Raw genomic sequence first — 20960 nt, forward strand, 5'->3', positions numbered from 1 at the left:
CTATAGGCGCTTTCAAAATCGTCACCTCAGTGCAAGGAACGCAATGCGATATGAAGACACGGAGCAGACCTTGTCGGAACGCGACCTCGATGCTTTCGAACACGCCACCAAGGTTCATTTGCCGGAAGCTTTCAAGCGTCATTATCTTGACTACAACGGAGGGTATCCGGTAGATGTTGAGAGGATTGTAGGTCGGGATCATATATTCCCATTTCACGGTTTCTTTCCACTGAAATATGGCGAATTGACGATCGAGATGGTGAAAAAGGATTTGGTCGAAGATTTCGGATTGTCGGATGCTATCCCGTTTGCATATGATCAAGGGGGCAATATTTTTTATATTACAACGACCGGAAATGCTAACGGAGCAGTGCTTCAAATTACTGCGGATACCAGAGAGAAATTTTTCGTCTGTAATTCATTTGAGCAATTTTTGAGTGGTTTGCAAGTATGCTGCTGATGAAGAGATTGTCGCGAGCAGAATCAGTGGAGGAAGTCGGTCAAGTCAAGCCGTGTGTCGTCGGCCACCGCAAAAAAGTGAATTTATCGGAAAGAATGCCGTATTTAAAGGCGTGTCCTGTGGTTTGATCTGAGCGTCGGTGGTAGCGGCAATGTGAAAAAGGATCTGTAGTGGGTCGAGCGTGAATGTTGCGGAGCACCGTATGGGCGTTGATAAAGACAATCGTGTGATCCGGGTCTATGCGGGGCACAATGAGCTCGGACCCGTCTACGAGGAACTGCAAGCGGTACAGCTAGATGACGGTTCCTGCGAGTTACTTGCGTCGCCAGGTCTCGCGCTGAATCTTGCGAAGGGTGATCTTGTTTGTATTGACGATGTGAGTCGTCCCGCTGTTGTGCTGAAGAGAGGCGGAAATTTCTGCATTCAAATTTATGCTGATGCGATCCCGGACACAGAGGTCGCGAGGCTAGAGCGAGACGTTGCTAATGAGTCAGGTGGTAGCCTGGACGGCATCAACAACGGTAATCTCGCATTGACTGTCCCGTCGATCAATGGACTCGCGTCAATTAACAAATTCTTCGATGAGTTCAAGCGGCGAACAGGAATCGAATGGTATTACTCGAACGTTTACAAGAACTTTGAAGATCCAACGGACGAGACGCTTTTGAATTGGTGGCGGGAAAATTGAACTGATTTTTCCGGTAGTGAATCTTTACTTGTCGTCGGAACGGTACATGCGCGCGGCCAAGAGGAACTTGTCGCGCAATTTGCACATGATGAAGCATGTATCGGAGCGGTAGATCAATGATCGAGGCTCCATCGTAAAGGGCGTATTGTGCCGTCGAGGACATTATTACGTTTGTGAAGTAAGTTCAGGGCCGCATACGCGGCTCTTCTCTTTTCGGGGATGCCGCAAGGCTACGCGTCGCAGACAAACGCGTCGGCCATACCTCCGCGAAGCCCTCGCAAAAGGAGGCAAGTATTAGCTCGCACCCATCCCCAGAAATACTTACACAATCTGACCCGCTCGCCCCCCACTACAGCACGATCGTGCATCCGGTTATTCGTTTGCCGCGCGTAGCGAAAGCACGCTGCCGGCTTCGGTGCCGAGGGTGCTGGGCAATCTGCTCAGGGAATATGCGGGCACGCACTTCGATTACGACGCGCAGGGCAATCTTGTGCAGAAGCGTTCGTCGGCTGGCACGCAGCGGTTCGAGTGGGATGCGTATGACCGCTTGAGTGGCGCGAGTGTCGATGCGCCGTCGCGGCATAGCGTGTCGAGTTATTTCTACGATCCGTTTGGGCGACGTATTGCGAAAGTCGTGGACGGTGTGGAGACGGTGTTCGGTTGGGACGGCGAAGCGCTGGCATACGAATCAACGGACGAGCGAAGCACGCATTATGTGTACGAGGCGCGGAGTTTCGTGCCGATGGCGCAGTATGTGGCCGCGCCGGTTGCCGGGATCGAGACGCCGGTGCGTCGTGAGGACGACCGGTATACACCGGAGGATGATCCGTTACAGCGTGTGCCGGTAGCGAATGGCGAAGCGCGCGTGATGTTCTATCACTGCGATCAGATTGGCACGCCGTTGATGATGACGGATGAAGCCGGCGAGGTGGTGTGGGAAGCGACGTATAAGGCCTGGGGCGAAGCGCGGGAAGTGATCGAGCGTGCGTCTGCTGTGAGCGGCGGCGAGGCAGTGAAGAATCCGCTGAGGTTCCAGGGGCAGTTCGTCGATGAAGAGACGGGGCTGCATTACAATCGGTATCGGTATTATGATCCGGCCACTGGGCGGTTTGTTAGCAAGGATCCGATTGGGTTGGCGGGTGGCTCAACCCCATATGTATATGCCGAAAACCCCACGGGCTGGATCGATCCTCTGGGGTTATCGAAGCGTTGTCCATGCGACTGCCCAGAGGGAAGGATAGACACTTCCAGAGTGCATTTTATGCAAAGCAGTGCAAAGAACGTTACAGGTGACTACACAGTTCTCGGAAACGCAGAAGCTTTGCATAATGGATCACTTGATGCCGGCCTCTGAAGGCCCAGATTTGGAAAAATAGCGCTGGGAAGCTGTGGACGCTTGATCATAGGCGACTTGCGGCATTCAAATTGGCACGCAAATGTGTGCCTTATCAGATGGCGTCGAAAGACGAGGTTGATCAGCAAATGTCGAAGATGAGCACCGAGAACGGTAGAAAAGCTCTTCGCTTGAAGATGGGGGACGGTCAGTCGATGACCGTTGAGTGATATGAAAATTGACGAAAGAAGAGTTGCAGAGATAAAGACAAGGGAAGATTTTGTTGAATTCATGGCTGCCTTCGTGAAATCAATAAAGAGTGGAAGGCCGGTCGAAAACAACACGGTTGAATCCTATCTTGATGCAGTGGCCTCTTGGGTTGAAGCCATGGATGGCTACTACGAGAATATGGGCATAGCCAATGAGGTGAGGCTTGATACGATGAACTGGCGAGTCCTTGCGGATATATTGATTGCCGCAACGATGTATGAATAGACCGAAGTAAGAACGAAGGGCCGCTAACGCGGCCCTTCGTTAGTTTAGTCGGCGGTAACGGTCAGGCGCCCGTGTTCAACGCTGATCCTTACGCGCTGCCCTGCTTCAAACGCCGCGTGCTCGATTCACCGTCCCGCGAGGATCAACGTCTATCAGCACGCGCCAAATCCGATTATATGGGTCGACCCGCTCGGACTAACTGGGACAGATGCGTCCGGCCGACCTTCGTCTAGTGCTGCGTACAACGTTTTGGCACGAATAAAATTGCCGTGTGATCAGTTATCGAAAGGGCGTCGAGATCATTTCCGCTACGCTAATGAACAACTCAGCGGTCTGATCCAGGAAAATCCGGGGCTTGGGGAGTCATTGGGTTCAGCCGTCACGGATCACGTGTTGCCCGGGGCGCGAGGTGGATACAATGGGACAAGTCCTCCCGGTCTGACGTGGCATCGCAGTGCACAAGATCCAGAGTAGTTGAATTGATGCCACGAGCCCAACATCAGGCCCTTGGTGCTGTTCAAGGGACGTTGAGCCCAGACGGTGGCGGCGGATTCAAAGCTCCTAATCCTAACTGTCCATGTCCGTGCAAATAAAGAGAGGTCTTGTGAATAGACTGGTTACGATCGAGCAGATATTGCTGAATCCAGAACATCATTCGGGATGGCTATATTTGCCGGAAACAACGTGGGGTCTGGATACGCAAGGGGTCTTCGCCGAAGACGATAAGGATGCAGATCCAGACGCCGATCCTCGTTCAGGAATTGCAAAAAGCGAGGGTTGGAAAGAAATTCTCGACGGAGCGTCGATAGAGGATGTTGTTGCTAATGCAAAGGCTCAGATTGTGAACCCGAATATAGAACAATTGTTTGAGGCGTTTCTGTACTACTTTGAGAACGATGCTTTTATAACGTTTTAGATTGTCGTTTGTCAGTGATGAAGGACCCGATCAGGATTTGGATGAGTATCCGTCGGCTTCCCTTTCTGAGGGAGGGGCCGGAGCGATTATCCGGGCAATTGATCCATCAGATAATCGTGGCGCCGGTGCATTCCTCGGTAACAAGTGCAGAAAGCTCGCGCCTGGAAGCAAGGTAAAAATCAACGTCAAAAAATAGAGGCAAGTTATGACTGATACGACGACTCTGGTGTCCTGCAACCAGATTTGCGTGTTTGATTCGACGTTAGATGAACCATTCAATGATTGGACCGATGACCATGTACATCAGGGCTTCGCTTGGCGACCGGGAAGTGTTTCATTTGGTGCCACGGAAAATGATGAGACTACTGTTGTGATCGATGTCGTTCGCGCTGTTGAGTTAGATCCTGCTGCATTCAGAGTGATCGCTGTTCCATTCGCAGTTCCAGGGCATGGGACATTGGTAGTGGGAAGTATTGGCGATGAACGTGAGATTGAAATCGATGCAGGCATCTACCGGTTGATTTTTGAGCTTGGTGTCAAAGGTGAAAAACCTTGGTGCAGACTCAGCTTCGTTATTGATGCACACCTGCAACCGGAGATCATCAAGGCGGATGCGGAAATCACCAAACGTGATGCACTTGTGATGAGTGCCAATCCTGCTGCGTGAATGAGGCGCCGCTTGCGCGGCCTTTCATGCTTTTACTCGGCGGCAATCATCAGCCATCCGTGTTCAACGTTGATTCTTACGCGCTGCCTTGGTATGAAGCCAGCGTGTCGAAGGATCCGATTGGGCTTGCGGGTGGGATCAATGTCTATCAGTACGCGCCGAATCCGATACGCTGGACAGACCCGCTTGGTTTAACTTGTCAATGCGACTGCGAGATCGACCTTCCGTTTGATCGCTATCTGCAAGCTGACCAGCATATTCTTGACGCACAGGTGAAGTGGCGTCCAAGTACTCTGACTTGGGACCCAACTAAGGCGGCACAGCGGCGGCGGCAGCGAACGGCGATGCGCGCGTGATGTTCTATTACTGCGATCAGGTCGGCACGGTGTTGATGATGACGGATGAAGCCGGCGAGGTGGTGTAGGAAGGAACGTATAAGGAATCGGGCGAAGCCGGAGCACTACATTGCGACGCAAGTGCAGCGGCAAGCCGGAGGCGGCACATATGCTGCTGAACGCCGCATCGGTTATAAGGCGATGAGGCGAGCAGGTTTGTCGCAGGAGGAGGCGCGCTGTCACATGATGAGGGCTGACAACTACTTCTCTGGTCTCGGAGTTGGTGCGAATACGGCTTTACGTGTACCGGGAAACAGGTGATTTATGGATCGGCAGATGATAGAAAATATGGTCAAGCAGATTGTATCGATGCTGGTCCACGGTGAGCTTGAAAAGCTCGAACACATGAAGATGCTGGGACCAAGTACACGTGAAGAATACGCTTGCGCGTTGCAGCAGTATCTCCGTGGTCGCGAGGTTCTATGCGAGCCACCGCCTGACGCATTTAGCGAGTTAGAAATTGATAAAACTCGTGGTGCTAAAAAATGGCGTATTGACTTTGATTTGTGGACGGATCGTGGCCGAAGTGATCTGACCGCTCAGATCTATGTCGAGGAGCTTAGTCCAGGAGTGGGCCACGGTACACTGTACGACTTACGATTGCTTTAGAAAAAAGGGCCGCTAACGCGGCCCTTCGTTGTTTAGCCGGCGGCAATGGTCACCCTCACCCGCTCTCCGCCTTCCCTAAAGCTTTCACCCAACCTGCCGATATGCAGATACGGTATCCAGCGTCCGGCTGAATCCGTATGCCATTTGAAGGCAACGCTGTCTGGCGCGCCGATCGAGGGGCGGGCCGTGTCGTCCACACGCTTGCCGCGCCACGGCGGTTCAATTCGAACTCGAAAGCGAGCATGACGTGCGACGAATCAAGTTTGCCTGCCTGCTGTCCGGTTTGATCTGCACGATGTTTCTGGGCGCCTGCCATCCGCGCGATGCAGCGTCGGTCGCCACGTCGGCCCCAACGCGCACCAGCATCACCGCGCTCGTCTGGGCGCCGGACTGGCCCGAAGAGATGCTGCGCATCGCCGCCGATTTCAGCAAACAGAATCCCGACGTGCATGTCGACGTTCAGTTCATGGTCGGCAATTCGGTGGAGGAGAACATCAAGCCGCGCATCGCGGCCGGCACCTTGCCCGATCTCGTGAGCGTCAATCCCAACGCGTACTCGGCCGAGCTGGCCGATCAGGGCATTCTCGCCGACGTCAGCCAGACAGCGGCATGGCAGCGCATGCTCGAACCGCTCAAGCGCGACTGGACGAGTCATCGCGGTAAAGGCTTCGGCATTTCCGGCGGCGTCGCGACAACGATGATCTACTACAACCGCGATATGTTCGCCAAAGCGGGCATCACTTTACCGCCCGCGAATTTCGACGAATTTCTGCAGGACTGTGCGAAACTCAAGCGCGCGGGACTGACGCCTGTCGTCTGGAATGGCGGCTTTCCCAACATGCTCGGAAATGGGCCGTTCAGTTCGGGCTTCGCGAATAACGTCGTCGCGCGCGAGCCCGATTGGCGCAACAAGATGGCCGACGGTTCGCTCGATCTGAATACGCCTGAAGTCGCCGATATCTTCGCGAAAATGGCGCTGATTCCCGCGCGCGGTTATGTGCAGCCGGATTACATGTCGACGGGTTACGACGAAGGCATGCGGCTTTTCAAGGAAGGCAAGGTCGCCATGGCATTTCAGGGGAATTGGGCCGCCGGTCCCATGCTGCACGGGAACGCATTTCCCGTGGGCCTGTTTATTCCGCCATGGAATGCGCGCGGCAAGGAAGTCGTGCCGGTGCTCGGCAGCGAAACGGGCTTCGCCGTTTGCGAAACGCGCAATAAGGCGGCCACCATGCGTTTCCTCGAATTCATCGCCACGAAGGGTTTTCCAATTCTGCAGGCGAAGCGTCATAACATTTCGCCGTTTCAGCACGGCGCGGGCACAGTGGTGAGCGATCCGGACGTTGTCGATTACACCCAGGCCGTGAGCCGCTACGCTGTGACGGCGAGCCCGTATTACTCGACGTTGCCGTCGAATACGATCGAATTGCTGCATGAGCTGATGCAGGACGTGCTGCTGAAGAAAATGACGCCGGGGCAGGCCGCGCAGCGCCTCGACGCGTCGGTAAAAAACGAAGCGAAGATGCACTACAAAGGAACGCCATCCCCGTTTCGCTACGACGCGCTTTCGACTATCTCTCTCAGGATTTGCTGCGACGGGTCGAGATTCGCTATCGCTTGATTGCGGCATTCATTCTGTTGTCGCTGCTGCCCATTTTCGTGTCGGGCTGCATTTCCTATGTGAAATCGATTGCGGCCATCAAGGAGAATGCCGAGATCTTTTCGAAGGAAGTGGTCAAACAGGTCTCGCGCAATATCCAGCTTCGCATGCAGCAGATCGAAACGGAAAGCAATCTGCTCGTGCTGTCCGATCGCGTGCAGAGTGCGCTGGCGCGCGCCTCGAGCGGCCGCCTCAAGGAGCAGAGCGAGGCGCGCCAGGATATGACGCGGCTGTTGCTGGACCATTACGGTTCGGTCGACTACATCAATCAAAAGTATCTGCTCGACCGCAACAACCAGGTGCTGGATACGCAGGCGTTCGCGCAGCTCACGCAAGGCGTGACGAATCTCGTCGTGCAGGCGCAGGGCGTGAATGAGCGCACATACTGGGGTAGTTACGACAACGGTGTCGGGCAGCAGAATCTGGGCATGGTACGCGTCATTTTCGACAAGACCAATAACCAGAAGATCGGCAATCTGGTGTTGATCGTGCGTCCCGAGTATTTCTCGACGATCTTCAACGACGTGGCCACCGGCAGCGGCACCGAAATCGATATCTTCGACGCCAGCGACAACAAGATCATTTTGCGCGCCGATAACGCGTCCGCGAATGCCGACGCCGCGCCTGATGCCGCGCTGGCCGAAACCATCGCGCACAGCGCGCAATCGGGCGAGACCAACAGCGTCGTGATGCTGGCGACGAAGCATGGCGGCCGCTATCTGGCGGCGTTTTCCAAAGTCCCCGGCACGACGTGGTACGTGGTCAGCACGATCGCGGAGAAGAAGCTGACCGTCGAGGCGCAGACGGTGCGTAACCAGATCGTGCTCGTCGGTATTTCGGGTTTCCTGCTGTCGATTTTTCTGGCGTATTTCATTTCGCACAGTATTTCCGCACCGTTGCGTCAACTGGTGCGCAAGATGCACGACACTGGCGACGACGCGGGCGCGAATGTCGACGATACGCTGCACGCGGGCGATGAAGCCAGCGGTCAGGACGAACTCGGCCGCCTCGCGCTGCGCTTCGAACGCATGCGCGACGCGATTCAGCAGAAGATTCAGAAGATCAACGAAATCAACGCGTCGCTTGAGCAGACCGTGGCGGATCGCACGGCGGAGCTCGTCACGCGCGAACGCGAGTCGCGCACGCTGATCGAGAATTCGCCCGATACGATTACGCGCTACGACCGTGAGGCGCGACGCATTTACGCTAATCCGGCATTTTGCGCGTCGGCCGGATGCACGCTGACCGACTCGCTCGGCAAGCGGCCTTCGGAGTTGCCAGGCGGCCCCAACGCGCTGGTCTACGAAAAGAAAATCGGCGAAGTGTTTGCGAGCGGTAAAAGCACGCAATTCGAACTGCGCTGGGTCGGCAAGGACGGCGAGGAGCAATGCACGCATATTCGCATCACGCCGGAAATCGATCGTGCGGGTGTGGTGAATTCCGTGCTGGCCGTGGGCCGCGATCTGTCCGACCGTATGGCCTTCGAGGCCACCATCTGGAAACAGGCGAATTTCGACGCGTTGACGGGCCTGCCCAATCGTCAGATGTTTCTCGATCGACTCGACCGCGAAGCGATGCATTCGCGCCATTCGGGGCAGCGCATCGCGCTCATGCTGATCGACCTCGACCGCTTCAAGGAAGTGAACGATTCGCTCGGCCACGACAGGGGCGACGTATTGCTGATCGAAGCGGGCAAGCGCATTGGCGATTGCGTGCGCGACATCGACACGGTAGCGCGTCTGGGCGGCGACGAATTCACCGTCATTCTGCCGAATTTCGACGATCCCGACAGCATCGAGCGCATGGCGAAAGCCATCATTGCGCAGCTTGCCGAGCCGTTCAAACTGGGCGCCGACGAAGTCTTTATTTCCGCGAGTATCGGCGTCACGTTTTATCCGGACGACGCGCGCGAACTCGACGTGCTGTTCAAGAACGCCGATCAGGCGATGTACGCCGCAAAGAGCGCAGGCCGCAATCGCTTCAGCTATTTCACGCCCGACATGCAGGTGGAAGCCGAAAAGCGTCTGCGGCTCACCAATGATTTGCGCGTCGCGCTGCCGGGCAATCAGTTTCAGGTGTTTTATCAGCCGATTGTCGATCTTGCGACCGGGAAGATTTGCAAGGCGGAAGCGCTGTTGCGCTGGCTGCATCCCGAGCGCGGCATGATCAGTCCGCTCGATTTCATTCCGCTGGCCGAAGATACCGGCCTGATCGTGCCGATCGGCGACTGGGTATTCCGGCAGGCGGTGCAGCAGGTTCGCCAATGGCGCGATCAATATCAGTCGTGTTTCCAGATTGGCGTGAACATGTCGCCGGTTCAGGTGCGCCAGGACAGTCTCGTGTGCTCGCGCTGGTCCGAATATCTCGCGATTGAAGGCGTGCCGGGACAGAGCGTCGTGGTGGAGATCACCGAAGGATTGCTGTTGCAGGCCGAATCGAAAATCGACGAGAAGCTCGTGAGTTTCCGGCGCGCGGGCATCGGCATTTCGATCGACGACTTCGGCACCGGTTATTCGTCGCTCGCGTATTTGCAGCGTTTCGATATCGATTACCTGAAAATCGACCGTTCGTTCGTTCAGGATCTCAGCGTCAACGAGGACAATCAGGCGCTCTGCGAAGCCATGGTCGTGCTCGCGCACAAACTCGGGTTGCAGGTCATTGCAGAAGGCGTGGAAACCGCCGAGCAGCGCGATTTTCTCAAGGCCGTGGGCTGCGATTTCGCGCAGGGTTTTTATTATTCGGCACCGGTGCCGCGCGAGCAATTCGAGGCGCTGGTCTGGCCGCTCATCGAAGAAAGCGTGGAGCCGGTGCGAAACTGATCGCGAATGCGCCGTATTCATGTTAAAGGTGCGCGGTGCGGCGGTCGTTATCCAGGTGTCGAATCAAGACCTGCGCCGCGCTTCCTTTCGCAAGCCGTTTGTAAAAAGAATGAATAAGTTGATTACTTCTCGGCGTCCGACGCGCCTGCATCGCTGGATTGCCGTGGGCATCGCGCTGTGCATCGGACTGCTGGTCGCGGCGATTCTGCCGCACGCCGCCACGCCTTTGCCGGCGTGTCTGCCTTTCGTGCCGGTTTTTTGCACGGCGGTCGTGGTGACCGAATCGATTACTGCGCTGCTGATGTGGGTGCGTTATCGCATGGGCAAGTCGCCGCTCGACGCGGCCTTGTCGGCGGCCTACGCGTTCAGCAGCCTGACCTGCGCGGTGCAGTTGCTGATTTTCCCCGGCGTGTTCTCGCCCACCGGCCTGCTCGGTGCGGGCAAGCAGACGGCGGTCTGGATCTGGGTGCTCTGGCACGGCGGCTTTCCTTCGATCGTGCTGATCGGCTTCACGCTGCGCCGTCTCGCGGGCAGGAAGGCGGCGCTGCGGCTTCCGCACGCACGTTCGCTCGTGTGGCTCGCGCTCGGCGCCAGCGCGCTCGGTTGTCTCATCGCGGTGCGCGCGAGCGACTGGCTGCCCGCGCTGATTCGCGATGGCTCGTATGCCGCGCTTCAGCACAGTCCCGTCACGGGGCTGGTCGTGTTCGTGAGCGTGACGGCCCTCATCGCGCAACTCGTGTCGGGCCGTTTGCGCACGGTGCTCGATATCTGGCTGACGATTGCGCTGCTCGCCTTTTTCGCCGATGTCGTGCTCACACTCGCCGGTTCGGCGCGCTACACGCTCGGCTGGTATGGCGCGCGCGGGGCGTCGATGATCGCGTCGTCGGCGTTGCTGGCCGCGTTGCTGGTCGAGATCGCGATGCTGTATTCGCGCCTCGCGAAGATGAACGAAGATCTCGAAGAGAAGGCGAATCGCGACGCCTTGACGGGTCTCTACAACCGCGGCTGGTTCGACGCCGCGTATGCGCGCGAGCATCTTTCCGCGCGTCATCGCGCGAGTCCGCTTTCGGTGCTGATGGTCGACGTCGATCACTTCAAGCAATACAACGACGCCTACGGACACGGCGCGGGCGACGTCTGTCTGCGTTTGATCGCCGATGCGCTGCAAGCCTGTTTGCGACGCACGGACGACGCCGTGTGCCGTTACGGCGGCGAAGAATTCGTGGTGCTGTTGCCCGGTTGCGCGCGCGACGCGGCCATTGCAATTGGCGAGGCGATGCGCGTGGCCGTGCGCAGTCTCGACATTCGCGCGCGCACGCAGGCGAAGCGCGTGACGGTGTCGATCGGCGCGTTCACCAGCGATTTCGGCGATGAATTCGCCGTCGATCCGCTTAGGGCTGCCGACGAAAATCTCTATCGCGCGAAAGCCGCGGGCCGCGACAAGGTGATGGCGAGCGCGCTGCCTTCGATCGTGCCGCTCGCTTCGTCGGCGGCGACCGTCGAAGGCTGATTCGCTATCGGCGATATCACCGACGCATCCGCTTTATCCGCGTCGATTCAACGCAGCGCGGCGCGCAGATCGCGCACGCCGCGCCCAAGACGCTGACGCAATAACGTGCGCAGCGTCGCCCCATCTTCGTATCCCACTTCGGCGGCAATGGCGTCGATGTCCAGACCGCTGCCGTGCAACAGCGATTGCGCGCGTTCGACGCGCAGATCCTGAAAGTACGCCAGCGGCGATTTCCCCAGCACTTCCTGACAACGCCGTTGCAGCGAGCGCGGGCTCGTGGCCAGCGCGCCGGCGGCTTCCTGCAGCGAGAAGCCGTGCTTGAGGTGCGTGCGCGACCATTGCTCGAAGCGCTGAATCAGCGGGTCGGCCTGCGCCAGATGATTGGGGATGATGTACGGCGCCTGCGAACTGCGGATATCGGCGAGCAGATAGCGCGACACCACCGTCGCCAGTTCGGGACTCTGCTTGCGGACCAGCCACAGCGCGAGGTCGAGATGGCCCATCGCCGCGCCCGCCGTCGCGCCCGCGTCGGTGGCCACGAGCATGCGCGTTTCGTCGAGCCGCACGCGCGGATAGCGCTGCCGGAACAGCGGCGCGAGCGACCAGGTGGTGGTGGCGTCGCGATCGTCGAGCAGACCCGCTTCGGCCAGCACGAAGGTGCCGATGCACGACGCCGCCACGAACACGCCTTGATCGCGCCACGCACGCAGTTGCGACTGAGCGTCGCGCACGTCCGCGCGCGCGAGCGCGGGCAGCAGGGTCTCGGGCGTGACAGCCGCGAGCGCGGGCACGACCACCCAGTCGGGCTTCAGGTCGGCCGTGATCGGCTGCACCGGAATCGTGAAGCCGTGGCCCGAACGCACGCGCTTGCGCACGCCCACCACGCTCACGTCGAAACGCGGCGCGCCGCCTGTCACGCGCGCGCCGAGATTGTTGGCGGCCCGCAGCGTGTCGAGCACCACGGCGAGTCCGGTATCGAAAAGCCCGTCGAGGGCGAGCACGGCGATGCGCATGGCGTAAATGACCCTAAAGTTGTCATTTGCGACGATACTGCTTTTCCGGGCGGAAGGCTACAGTGATCTCCGTTGCACGTCGCAACGACGCTCGAATACAGGAGATTTCCCATGAAGGTTTTCGCAGTCGGAACGATCATCAAGCCGCTCACCGATGAAGAGCAGCAACGCATCATGCCGAAGGAAGTGCCGCATACGCTGCAGCTTTATCTCGACGGCAAGATCGACCAGTTCTGGTTTCGTCACGACACGCCCGGCGTGATCTTCCTGATGAACGCCGCGACCGTGGAAGAGGCCAAGGCCTCGCTCGACACGCTGCCGCTGGTCGAAAACGGGTTGATGAAGTTCGATCTCACGCCGGTGGGTCCGCTCGCGCCGCTCGGTCGCCTGATTCCGCAATAAGGGTGTCGGCCAGCATCGAAAAATAATCAGCAATCCGGATTATCAAAGCGTTATTCGCGCGCGTTCGATCATGTCGAGCGCGCGTAGTTTTTCTACTTAAATCATGTAGTTTTTCTCCATATTGCGCGCGTCCGTTCCCTCATTTCGGACAACCTATCCGGTATTACCCTAGGGCTATTTCTCGCTCGCCAGAACTCTGCTATAAATGCGCTCCCAAGCTGATTACGTTTTAGCACGGTGAAAAATCGCAGGCGCGGATGACGCGCCGAAAGCCGTCGAAAGGAGTGCCATGGCGCGCGTCGTAGTGGTGGGCAGTATCAACATGGACATGGTCGTCGCGACCGAGACGTTTCCCCGCCTGGGCGAGACGCTGTTCGGCACGCGTTTCTCGACGCATCCGGGTGGCAAGGGCGCGAACCAGGCGGTGGCTGCGGCGCGTCTGGGCGCCGACGTGACGATGATCGGTTGCGTGGGCGACGACGCATTCGGCAACGAGATGAAGGCGACGCTCGCGCGCGAAGGCGTGGACATCCGGCACGTGAGCACGGGCCGCGAGGCCACAGGCATCGCCTCGATCACGGTGTCGGGCGGCGACAACGCGATCATCGTCGTGCCGGGCGCGAATCACGAACTGACGCCCGCGCATATCGACGCGGCGAGCGACGCCTTCGCACAGGCGGACGTCGTGCTCGCGCAACTCGAAGTGCCGATGGCGACCGTGATCCACGCCGCGCGCCGCGCGCGCGAGCACGGCAAGCCGTTCTTCCTGAACCCCGCGCCCGCTGTGGCGCTCAGCGACGAACTCGTCGAACTGGCCACGCTGCTCACGCCCAACGAACACGAACTCGCGACCGCGCTGCAGCAGCCCGAAGCCGACTGGGCGCGCACGCTGGCGAGCCGTCCGGGCCGCATTGCGATGACGCACGGCAAGGAAGGCGCGTACTTCACGCAGGCCGACGGCACGCTCGCGCATCAGCCGGGTTTCACCGTCGAAGCGGTCGACAGCACCGGCGCGGGCGACACCTTCAACGGCGCGCTGGCGGCCTTCTGGCATCTGGGCATGCGCGAAGCCGTGCGCCGCGCGAACGCGGCGGGCGCGCTCTCCGTCACGCGCGCGGGCGCGCAGGGCGGCATGCCCACGCTCGCCGAACTCGAAGCACTTCTGAAACAGCAGGCGTAATACGCGATGAAAAAACACGGACATTTGAATCGCGACATCGCGCGCGTGCTGGCCGGCATGGGCCATACCGACAGCCTCGTGATCGCCGATTGCGGTCTGCCGATTCCCGAGGGCGTCGAATGCATCGACCTGTCGATGTCGCTCGGCGTGCCGGGCTTCTTCGACGTGCTCGACAGCGTGCTCGCCGACTTCAAGGCCGAGCGCGCGGTGTTCGCGAGCGAGGCGCAGACGCATAACGCCGCCGTGGTCGCGCGCGAGCGCGAGCTGGCCGGCGCGCAGGTCGTCATCGAAGAAGTGCCGCACGAAGAATTCAAGCGCCGCTGCCGCGAGGCGAAAGCGGTGATCCGCACCGGCGAATGCAGCCCTTACGCGAATGTGATCCTGCATTCGGGCGTGATCTTCTAGGAGGTCGATGATGCAAGTGAAGATGCAGGGCATCGGCAAGGCGTTCGGTCCCGTGCGGGTGCTCGAAGGCGTCGATTTCCACATCGAGGCGGGTGAGATTCACGCGCTGATGGGCGAGAACGGCGCCGGTAAATCGACGCTCATGAAGATCCTGAGCGGCGTGTATCAGGCCGACGCGGGCGCCGTGCTGATCGACGGTCGAGCCGTGCAGATCCGCAGCACCGTGGACGCCGAACGCGCGGGCATCGCCATCATTCACCAGGAGCTGAATCTGATTCCGCAGCTCACGGTGATGGAGAACCTGTTTCTCGGCCGCGAGCCGAGCCGTTTCGGCATGGTCGATACCGCCGCGATGCGCAAGCAGGCGCGCACGTGGCTCGACATGGTCGGCGCGCAGCGCATCGATCCGCAAACCGAGGCCGGCACGCTGTCGATCGGGCAGCAGCAGCTCGTGGAAATCGCCAAGGCGCTCTCGCTGAACGCGCAGGTGCTGATCATGGACGAGCCCACTGCCGCGCTCACGAACCGCGAAATCGACACGCTGTTCGAGATCATGCAGCAGCTGAAGGCGCGCGGCGTGGCGATTGTCTACGTCTCGCACCGCATGGAAGAAATCTTCCGCATCTGCGACAAGATCAGCGTGCTGCGCGACGGCCACTTCGTGGGCGAGCGCGCGATTCCCGACACTCACTTCGACGAGATTGTGCGACTGATGGTGGGCCGCGAACTCGGCGAGCGTTTTCCGAAGCGCAGTCACACGCCGGGCGACGTGCGCATGCAGGTCGAGAATCTCGCCGACGACGGCCATATCGAAGGCGTGAGCTTCGAGGTGCGCGCGGGCGAAGTGCTCGGCATCGCGGGGCTGATGGGCGCGGGCCGCAGCGAGATCCTGCGCACGCTGTTCGGCGCGAACCGCAAGCGCGCGGGCACCGTGAAGCTCGACGGCAAGCCGCTCGACGTGCGCGACGCTTCGAGTGCGATCGCGGCGGGCATCGGCTTCGTCACGGAGGACCGCAAGCGGCAAGGCCTCGTGCTCGGCATGTCGGTGCGCGAGAACGCGACGCTCGTGCATCTGGACCGTTACGCGAAGCTCGGCTTCGTCAACGACAAGGCCGAACGCAGCGCGGTCGACGGCCTCATCAAGCAGTTGCGCGTGCGCACGCGCGACGCGGAACTCGACGTGAAGTCGCTCTCCGGCGGCAACCAGCAGAAGGTGGTGTTCGCCAAGTGGCTCGCGAAGCCGCCCAAGGTGCTGCTGCTCGACGAACCCACGCGCGGCGTGGACGTGGGCGGCAAGGCCGAGATCTACACGATCGTCAACCAGCTCGCGGAGCAGGGCGTGGCGATCGTGATGGTGTCGTCCGAACTGCCCGAGGTGCTGGCGATGAGCGACCGCATTCTCGTGATGCACCAAGGTCGTCAGGCCGGCATTTTCGAGGCGGCGAGCGCCACCCAGGAACAGATCATGACGGCCGCGGCAGGCGGCCATGCGGCGCAGCACGACGCGCCGCAAGCGGCGGCCTGAATCCAGGCCGCGCACTTCAAACACAGCACCTCTACAGCACATTCGCGAGATTCGACATGGCGCAACTGACGATGACTCCCAGCAGCAAGGCGACGCTGCAAAAGCTCGGACCTTTTATCGCGCTGCTGATCATAGCGGTCGCATTGTCGATCGTGAGCCGCGACTTCCTCACGGTCGACAACCTGCTCAACGTGATGCGGCAGGCGTCGATCAACGCGCTGATTGCGTTCGGCATGACGCTCGTGATTCTGCTCGGCGGCATCGATCTTTCGGCGGGCTCGGTGCTCGCGCTGTCGTCGGTGATCATCGCGACGCTGCTCAGTTCGGGCACCAACGCGCTGGTCGCGACCGTCGCGGGCCTCGCGGCGGGCGGCCTGATGGGCCTCGCCAACGGCATCGTCATCAGCAAGGGCAAGGTGGCGCCGTTCATCGCCACGCTCGGCTCGATGACGGTGTTGCGCGGTCTCGCGCTGGTGGTCTCGAACGGCAGCCCGATCAGCAGCTTCAACAGCGACTTCTTCTCGCTGCTCGGCGGCGGTTATGTCGCGCGTCTGATTCCGATTCCCGTCGTGCTGATGCTCGTGATGTTCGGCGTGTTCTGGGTGCTGCTGCGCAAGACCGTGTTCGGCCGCCATGTCTACGCGACCGGCGGCAACGCGGAATCGGCCAAGCTCTCGGGCGTGAAGGTCGATCGCATTCAACTGTGGGTGTACACGATCTCGGGCGTGATGTCGGCGCTCGCGGGCGTGGTGCTCACGTCGCGCCTGAACTCGGCGCAACCGACGGCGGGCACGGGCTACGAGCTCGACGCGATCGCCGCGGTGGTGCTGGGCGGCACGAGCCTCACGGGCGGGCGCGGCTGGATCTTCGGCACGCTCGTGGGCGCGCTGCTGATCGGCGTGCTGAACAACGGCCTGAATCTGCTCGACGTGTCGTCGTTCTATCAGCAAGTCATCAAGGGCGGCGTGATCCTGCTCGCCGTGCTGATCGATCGCGGCAACAAGAAGTCGTAAGCGCAGCGTTGTAATTGAAAAGCAATCCTGATTAACCGAATTACCATCGATGCAACTCCACACATAAATACGAGGAGGATGACTATGCAGCAATCGAACACCACCATGAAATCGCCGACGTTCTCGAAACTCTTTGCGGCGCTCGTCGCCGGTTCGCTCGCGCTGGGCCTCGCGGCCTGCTCGAAGGAAGGTCCGGGCTCGTCGGGTTCGTCCGACGCGGGCGCGAGCGGCGCATCGGCGGCGGCGCCCGCTTCGGGCGGCGCGGTCACGATCGGTCTGTCGATCTCCACGCTGAACAATCCGTTCTTCGTTTCGCTCAAGAAGGGCGCCGAGGACGAAGCGAAGAAAGACGGCGTGAACCTCATCACCGTCGACGCGCAGAACGACCCCGCGAAGCAGCAGGCGAGCGTCGAAGACCTGATCGAGAAGAAGGTCAACGTCATCCTGATCAACCCGACCGATTCGTCGGCGGTGGCGAACGTGGTGAAGGAAGCAACGAGCAAGGGCATCAAGGTGATCTCGCTCGACCGTAGCGTGAACGGCGCCGAAGTCAGCTCGCATATCGCCTCGGACAACAAGGCCGGCGGCAAGATGGCGGCCGACTTCCTCGTCGAGAAACTGGGCGGCAAGGGCAATATCGTCGAGCTGCAAGGCATTCCGGGTTCCTCGGCGGCCAACGAGCGCGGCGCGGGCTTCGACGACGAGATCGCCGCGAAGGGCGGCGTGAAGATCGCCACGAAGCAGCCGGCCGACTTCGACCGCGCGAAGGGTCTCTCGGTGATGGAAAACATCATCCAGAGCAACAAGGATATTCAGGGCGTGTTCGCGCAGAACGACGAAATGGCGCTGGGCGCGGTCAAGGCGCTGCAGGCAGCGGGCCTGAAGGACGTGGCCGTGGTGGGCTTCGACGCCACCGACGACGCGATCGCCGCCGTGAAGGCCGGCCAGATGGCCGCGACCGTGCAGCAGCAGCCGGAACTGATCGGCCAGTACGGCGTGCAGACCGCGAAGAAGCTCGTCGACGGCCAGCCGGTCGACAAGTTCATTCCGGTGCCGCTGAATCTCTACAAGCAGTAAATTTCCGTAGTACCATCGGGCGCGAAGATCCGCGCCCGTTGCGTCTCATGCGCCCCGACACGATCGGGGCGCATCTTTCACGCTGTTCTCTCACGCGCGCCGCGCCGGTGCTTTCGACGCAGACATTGCAAAGCGCGCCGCCGTATCGATTTCACCCACAATCCAGCAGGAAGCCCGCGTGTCCCAGTTCGAGCGTCTGACCATCGACGACATCGCCCGCCTTGCGGAAGTCTCGCGCACCACGGCCAGCATGGTGCTGAACGGCAACGCCGAGCGTTACCGCATTTCGGCGGCCACCGTCGAGCGCGTGCTCCAGGTGGCGCGGGATCATCATTTCACGCCGTCGCAGTCGGCGCGCGCGCTGCGTTCGCGGCGCAGCAAAACGCTCGGCCTCGTGATCCCCGACCTGACCAACTCCGCGCACGCCGCGCTCGCCCAGGCGCTCGAATCGCAGTGCCGCGAGCAGTATCGCTATCAGCTCGTGATCGTGACGAGCGACGAAGACCCCGTGCGCGAGACCGAAGGCATCGCGCATCTGGTTTCGCATCAGGTGGACGGCGTGGTGGTGGTGCCGTGCACGGCCGATGCGCCGCGCTACGAGCAATGGGTCAAGCGTCTGCCGCTGGTGTTCGCCGACCGCCGCGTGGAAACCAGCACGATTCCCTACGTGGTGACCGACGCGGCCGAAACCGTGGCGACGCTGGTGGGCGAAGCGCTCGCGAAGGGCGCGCGCGAAGTGGTGTATTTCGGCGGCCAGCCCGAACTGTCGGCGAGCCGCGACCGTCTGGCGGGCTACCGGCACGCGCTCGCGACGCAAGGCGTGGCCGAACAGGACGACTGGGTGTTCCAGCGCGATTATCAGCGCGAGTCGGGCTATGCGCTGATGAAGGCGTGGTTCGAGACGCACGGCCGCTATCCCGAGGCGCTGTTCGCGGGCTCGATTACGCTGCTGGAAGGCGTGCTGGAGTTTATTAACGAAGCGCACCGGCTCGCGCAGGCGCCGGGCCGCCTGATGACCTTCGACGATCATCAGTTGCTCGACTGCCTGCCGCTGCAGATCGACGCGATCGTGCAGGACAGCGGGCAACTCGCCGAGCACAGCCTGCGCTGCGTGTTCTCGCTGCTCGAAGGCAAGGCCGCGCCCGAGTCGCTGCGCGTGCCCGCGCAGATTCACTACCGGCAGCGGCGCGCCGCCAACGGGTGAACCTGGCGCTCGAAGTCTGCTGGGTCGCTTAAAGCGCGCGCAGACCTTCGAGGTCGTCGATACGGATGAACTTGCCCTGCGTTTCGATCAGTCCGCGCTTCTGGAATCGCGACAGAATCCGGCTCACCGTTTCGAGCGTGATGCCGAGATAGCTGCCCATATCTTCACGCGACATGCGCAGATGGAACTCGGCGTGCGAGTAGCCGCGCTGCGCGTTGCGATCGGAGACGTCGAGCAGGAAAGCCGCCACGCGCTCTTCGGCGGACAGCGAACCGAGCACCATCATCTGCGAAGCTTCGCGGTTGAACTGATCGCCCATCAGGCGGTTCATGCGATCCTGCATCGTGCTGACTTCGCGGCACAGCGTCTTGAGCGCGTCGTAGGGAATGATGCAGATGGAGCTGTCTTCGAGCGCCACGGCGCTGAACGCATGCACGTCGGTGGCGATGCCGTCGAGACCGAGCGCTTCGCCCGCGAGGCGCAGGCCGGTGATCTGCTCGCGGCCGTCGCGATGGACGATGGTGGTCTTGAGCGAGCCGGAGCGCACGGCGTAGAGATTGTCGAAACGCTCGCCCGAACGGTAGAGCGACTCGCCGCGGCGCACACGGCGCGCGCTGCAGATGACCGCTTCGAGTTTGGGCATGTCGTCCGATGCCATGCCTTGCGGCACGCAAAGGTGGCGCATCGCACATCCCGAGCATCGTGCGGATGCCGAAACAGCGGGTGCCGTGGGGGTACGTCCAATACGACGTACAACGATGTCGGATACCGCGGCGGGTGACAGCATCGGATGACTCCTTGGTTCGTTTCGAGCATTGTCACACCAGGGACTGATGCGTCGCGGGCGGCAAAATGACGCGCATTCGTAGCGGTGGGGTTTGCGGCGTATCAGCGTCTGTTTTTTGAGACTTTGCCTCTAAATACCCGACTGGGTTTGTCCGGCATTGCGACAACACGCGCTTCTCTGTGGCTACGCGCCCGGCTTCTGACGCCAGCGCCCTGTCTTGATCCGCCACGCTGGCGGAATCCTCCGATTGATCTTGCCGACGAAGTGGCCCATATTGAGGCGGCCCTTTTGGCGACGGGCGTTCAGGCGATTTTCGACGATCCTCCTTCCATCGTTTAGTACTTCCCATGTTCCACGAACCTGGTCGAAGCGACACCGCCGTTCAGCAAGGCGAGCAGTGCGAGCACTGCGGCGCCGCTTTTCATGCACCACTGATTTTCTGCCCGCGATGCGGCGTGAATAGATTGGTCGCGCCGGGCGCGCGGACGCGCGAAAGCGGCGCGCAAACGTTGTCGTCGGCGGCGATGGGGTCGGCGGACACGTTTGCATCGGTTGGATTGACCGCGCCGACCGGGCTCGCGCCCACGCGTCCGCCTGGCGCGCCTGGCGCGCGTGTTGCGCCCGCTCGCGTGTCGAGCGTCGAAGCGCCGACGCGAACGTTTGAATACGAGTCACACGACGAAGCCGATTTCGCGCGGCGCAAGCGCGTGCCGCTCGTGGCGTGCGGGAGCCTCGCGGCGCTCGCCGTGCTGACCGCGTTCCTGATCGGCCAACGCGGTGACGACGGCGCGCGGGCCTCGGC

At 60.5% G+C, this 20960-nt stretch carries 21 protein-coding genes and 1 pseudogene; 20 read left to right on the forward strand and 2 right to left on the reverse strand.

What is annotated here, in order from left to right:
- Positions 1 to 43 precede the first annotated feature (43 nt).
- From G3N97_RS11240 to G3N97_RS11295, 12 genes and pseudogenes are all read left to right on the forward strand, one after another.
- A complete protein-coding gene (locus G3N97_RS11240; protein ID WP_205993276.1) occupies positions 44 to 460 on the forward strand; it encodes an SMI1/KNR4 family protein in 417 nt (138 codons plus the stop codon).
- 202 nt (positions 461 to 662) lie between these two features.
- Entirely contained in the window at positions 663 to 1148 is a 486-nt protein-coding gene (locus G3N97_RS11245) for a DUF4265 domain-containing protein (RefSeq protein ID WP_205993277.1), read from the forward strand.
- 388 nt (positions 1149 to 1536) lie between these two features.
- A pseudogene (locus tag G3N97_RS11250) lies at positions 1537 to 2358 on the forward strand (RHS repeat-associated core domain-containing protein); the annotation flags it as partial.
- A gap of 354 nt (positions 2359 to 2712) precedes the next feature.
- On the forward strand, positions 2713 to 2976 hold the full coding sequence (locus tag G3N97_RS11255) for a hypothetical protein (RefSeq protein ID WP_205993278.1): 264 nt from the start codon (positions 2713 to 2715) through the stop codon (positions 2974 to 2976).
- Between the two features lie 604 nt (positions 2977 to 3580).
- Entirely contained in the window at positions 3581 to 3892 is a 312-nt protein-coding gene (locus G3N97_RS11260; RefSeq protein ID WP_346778050.1) for a hypothetical protein, read from the forward strand.
- Between the two features lie 37 nt (positions 3893 to 3929).
- The gene (locus G3N97_RS11265) at positions 3930 to 4088 is read left to right on the forward strand and encodes a NucA/NucB deoxyribonuclease domain-containing protein (RefSeq protein ID WP_241030524.1); all 159 of its coding nucleotides are present in this window, start codon (positions 3930 to 3932) and stop codon (positions 4086 to 4088) included.
- A 9-nt stretch (positions 4089 to 4097) separates the two neighbouring features.
- Positions 4098 to 4559 (forward strand): competence protein ComJ, encoded by a 462-nt coding sequence (gene comJ / locus G3N97_RS11270; RefSeq protein WP_205993281.1) that lies wholly within the window; start codon positions 4098 to 4100, stop codon positions 4557 to 4559.
- Between the two features lie 26 nt (positions 4560 to 4585).
- Positions 4586 to 4915 carry an RHS repeat-associated core domain-containing protein gene (locus G3N97_RS11275; RefSeq protein ID WP_241030521.1) on the forward strand — a complete coding sequence of 110 codons (330 nt, stop codon included), beginning with the start codon at positions 4586 to 4588 and terminating at the stop codon, positions 4913 to 4915.
- A gap of 303 nt (positions 4916 to 5218) precedes the next feature.
- A complete protein-coding gene (locus G3N97_RS11280) occupies positions 5219 to 5563 on the forward strand; it encodes a hypothetical protein (protein WP_205993282.1) in 345 nt (114 codons plus the stop codon).
- A gap of 247 nt (positions 5564 to 5810) precedes the next feature.
- The gene (locus tag G3N97_RS11285; RefSeq protein WP_346778051.1) at positions 5811 to 7184 is read left to right on the forward strand and encodes an extracellular solute-binding protein; all 1374 of its coding nucleotides are present in this window, start codon (positions 5811 to 5813) and stop codon (positions 7182 to 7184) included.
- Positions 7106 to 10042 (forward strand): EAL domain-containing protein, encoded by a 2937-nt coding sequence (locus G3N97_RS11290; RefSeq protein ID WP_205993294.1) that lies wholly within the window; start codon positions 7106 to 7108, stop codon positions 10040 to 10042. Before G3N97_RS11285 ends, G3N97_RS11290 begins: the two co-directional genes overlap by 79 nt.
- A gap of 109 nt (positions 10043 to 10151) precedes the next feature.
- Positions 10152 to 11552: a sensor domain-containing diguanylate cyclase gene (locus tag G3N97_RS11295; RefSeq protein WP_205993283.1), complete on the forward strand. Its 1401-nt coding sequence runs from the start codon at positions 10152 to 10154 to the stop codon at positions 11550 to 11552.
- 47 nt (positions 11553 to 11599) lie between these two features.
- Here the strand turns inward: G3N97_RS11295 and G3N97_RS11300 are convergent, their stop codons facing one another.
- Complete coding sequence (locus G3N97_RS11300; RefSeq protein WP_205993284.1) at positions 11600 to 12565, reverse strand: helix-turn-helix domain-containing protein; 966 nt, start codon at positions 12563 to 12565, stop codon at positions 11600 to 11602.
- A gap of 111 nt (positions 12566 to 12676) precedes the next feature.
- Between G3N97_RS11300 and G3N97_RS11305 the strand changes: the two genes are divergently transcribed.
- The 7 genes from G3N97_RS11305 to G3N97_RS11335 all read left to right on the forward strand — a co-directional run bounded on the left by G3N97_RS11305 (position 12677) and on the right by G3N97_RS11335 (position 19371).
- Positions 12677 to 12967, forward strand: coding sequence for a hypothetical protein (locus tag G3N97_RS11305; RefSeq protein ID WP_205993285.1), 291 nt, complete (start codon positions 12677 to 12679; stop codon positions 12965 to 12967).
- Positions 12968 to 13256: 289 nt separating this feature from the next.
- Positions 13257 to 14147, forward strand: a complete 891-nt coding sequence (gene rbsK / locus G3N97_RS11310; RefSeq protein ID WP_205993286.1) for a ribokinase — start codon at positions 13257 to 13259, stop codon at positions 14145 to 14147.
- A 6-nt stretch (positions 14148 to 14153) separates the two neighbouring features.
- Positions 14154 to 14552 (forward strand): D-ribose pyranase, encoded by a 399-nt coding sequence (gene rbsD / locus G3N97_RS11315; protein WP_205993287.1) that lies wholly within the window; start codon positions 14154 to 14156, stop codon positions 14550 to 14552.
- Positions 14553 to 14559: 7 nt separating this feature from the next.
- A complete protein-coding gene (locus G3N97_RS11320; protein ID WP_346778052.1) occupies positions 14560 to 16077 on the forward strand; it encodes a sugar ABC transporter ATP-binding protein in 1518 nt (505 codons plus the stop codon).
- A 71-nt stretch (positions 16078 to 16148) separates the two neighbouring features.
- Positions 16149 to 17090: a ribose ABC transporter permease gene (rbsC, locus tag G3N97_RS11325; protein WP_346778053.1), complete on the forward strand. Its 942-nt coding sequence runs from the start codon at positions 16149 to 16151 to the stop codon at positions 17088 to 17090.
- 84 nt (positions 17091 to 17174) lie between these two features.
- Positions 17175 to 18167, forward strand: a complete 993-nt coding sequence (rbsB, locus tag G3N97_RS11330) for a ribose ABC transporter substrate-binding protein RbsB (protein ID WP_065060870.1) — start codon at positions 17175 to 17177, stop codon at positions 18165 to 18167.
- Positions 18168 to 18345: 178 nt separating this feature from the next.
- A complete protein-coding gene (locus G3N97_RS11335; RefSeq protein ID WP_205993289.1) occupies positions 18346 to 19371 on the forward strand; it encodes a substrate-binding domain-containing protein in 1026 nt (341 codons plus the stop codon).
- A 28-nt stretch (positions 19372 to 19399) separates the two neighbouring features.
- Here G3N97_RS11335 and G3N97_RS11340 read toward each other — a convergent pair whose 3' ends face one another.
- Complete coding sequence (locus G3N97_RS11340) at positions 19400 to 20056, reverse strand: helix-turn-helix domain-containing protein (protein ID WP_205993290.1); 657 nt, start codon at positions 20054 to 20056, stop codon at positions 19400 to 19402.
- Between the two features lie 557 nt (positions 20057 to 20613).
- Here G3N97_RS11340 and G3N97_RS11345 point away from each other — a divergent pair.
- Positions 20614 to 20960: hypothetical protein (locus G3N97_RS11345; RefSeq protein WP_205993291.1), on the forward strand; the 347-nt coding region annotated here is incomplete at its 3' end.

Source organism: Paraburkholderia sp. Ac-20347, assembly GCF_017104805.1.
Lineage (GTDB): Bacteria > Pseudomonadota > Gammaproteobacteria > Burkholderiales > Burkholderiaceae > Paraburkholderia > Paraburkholderia tropica.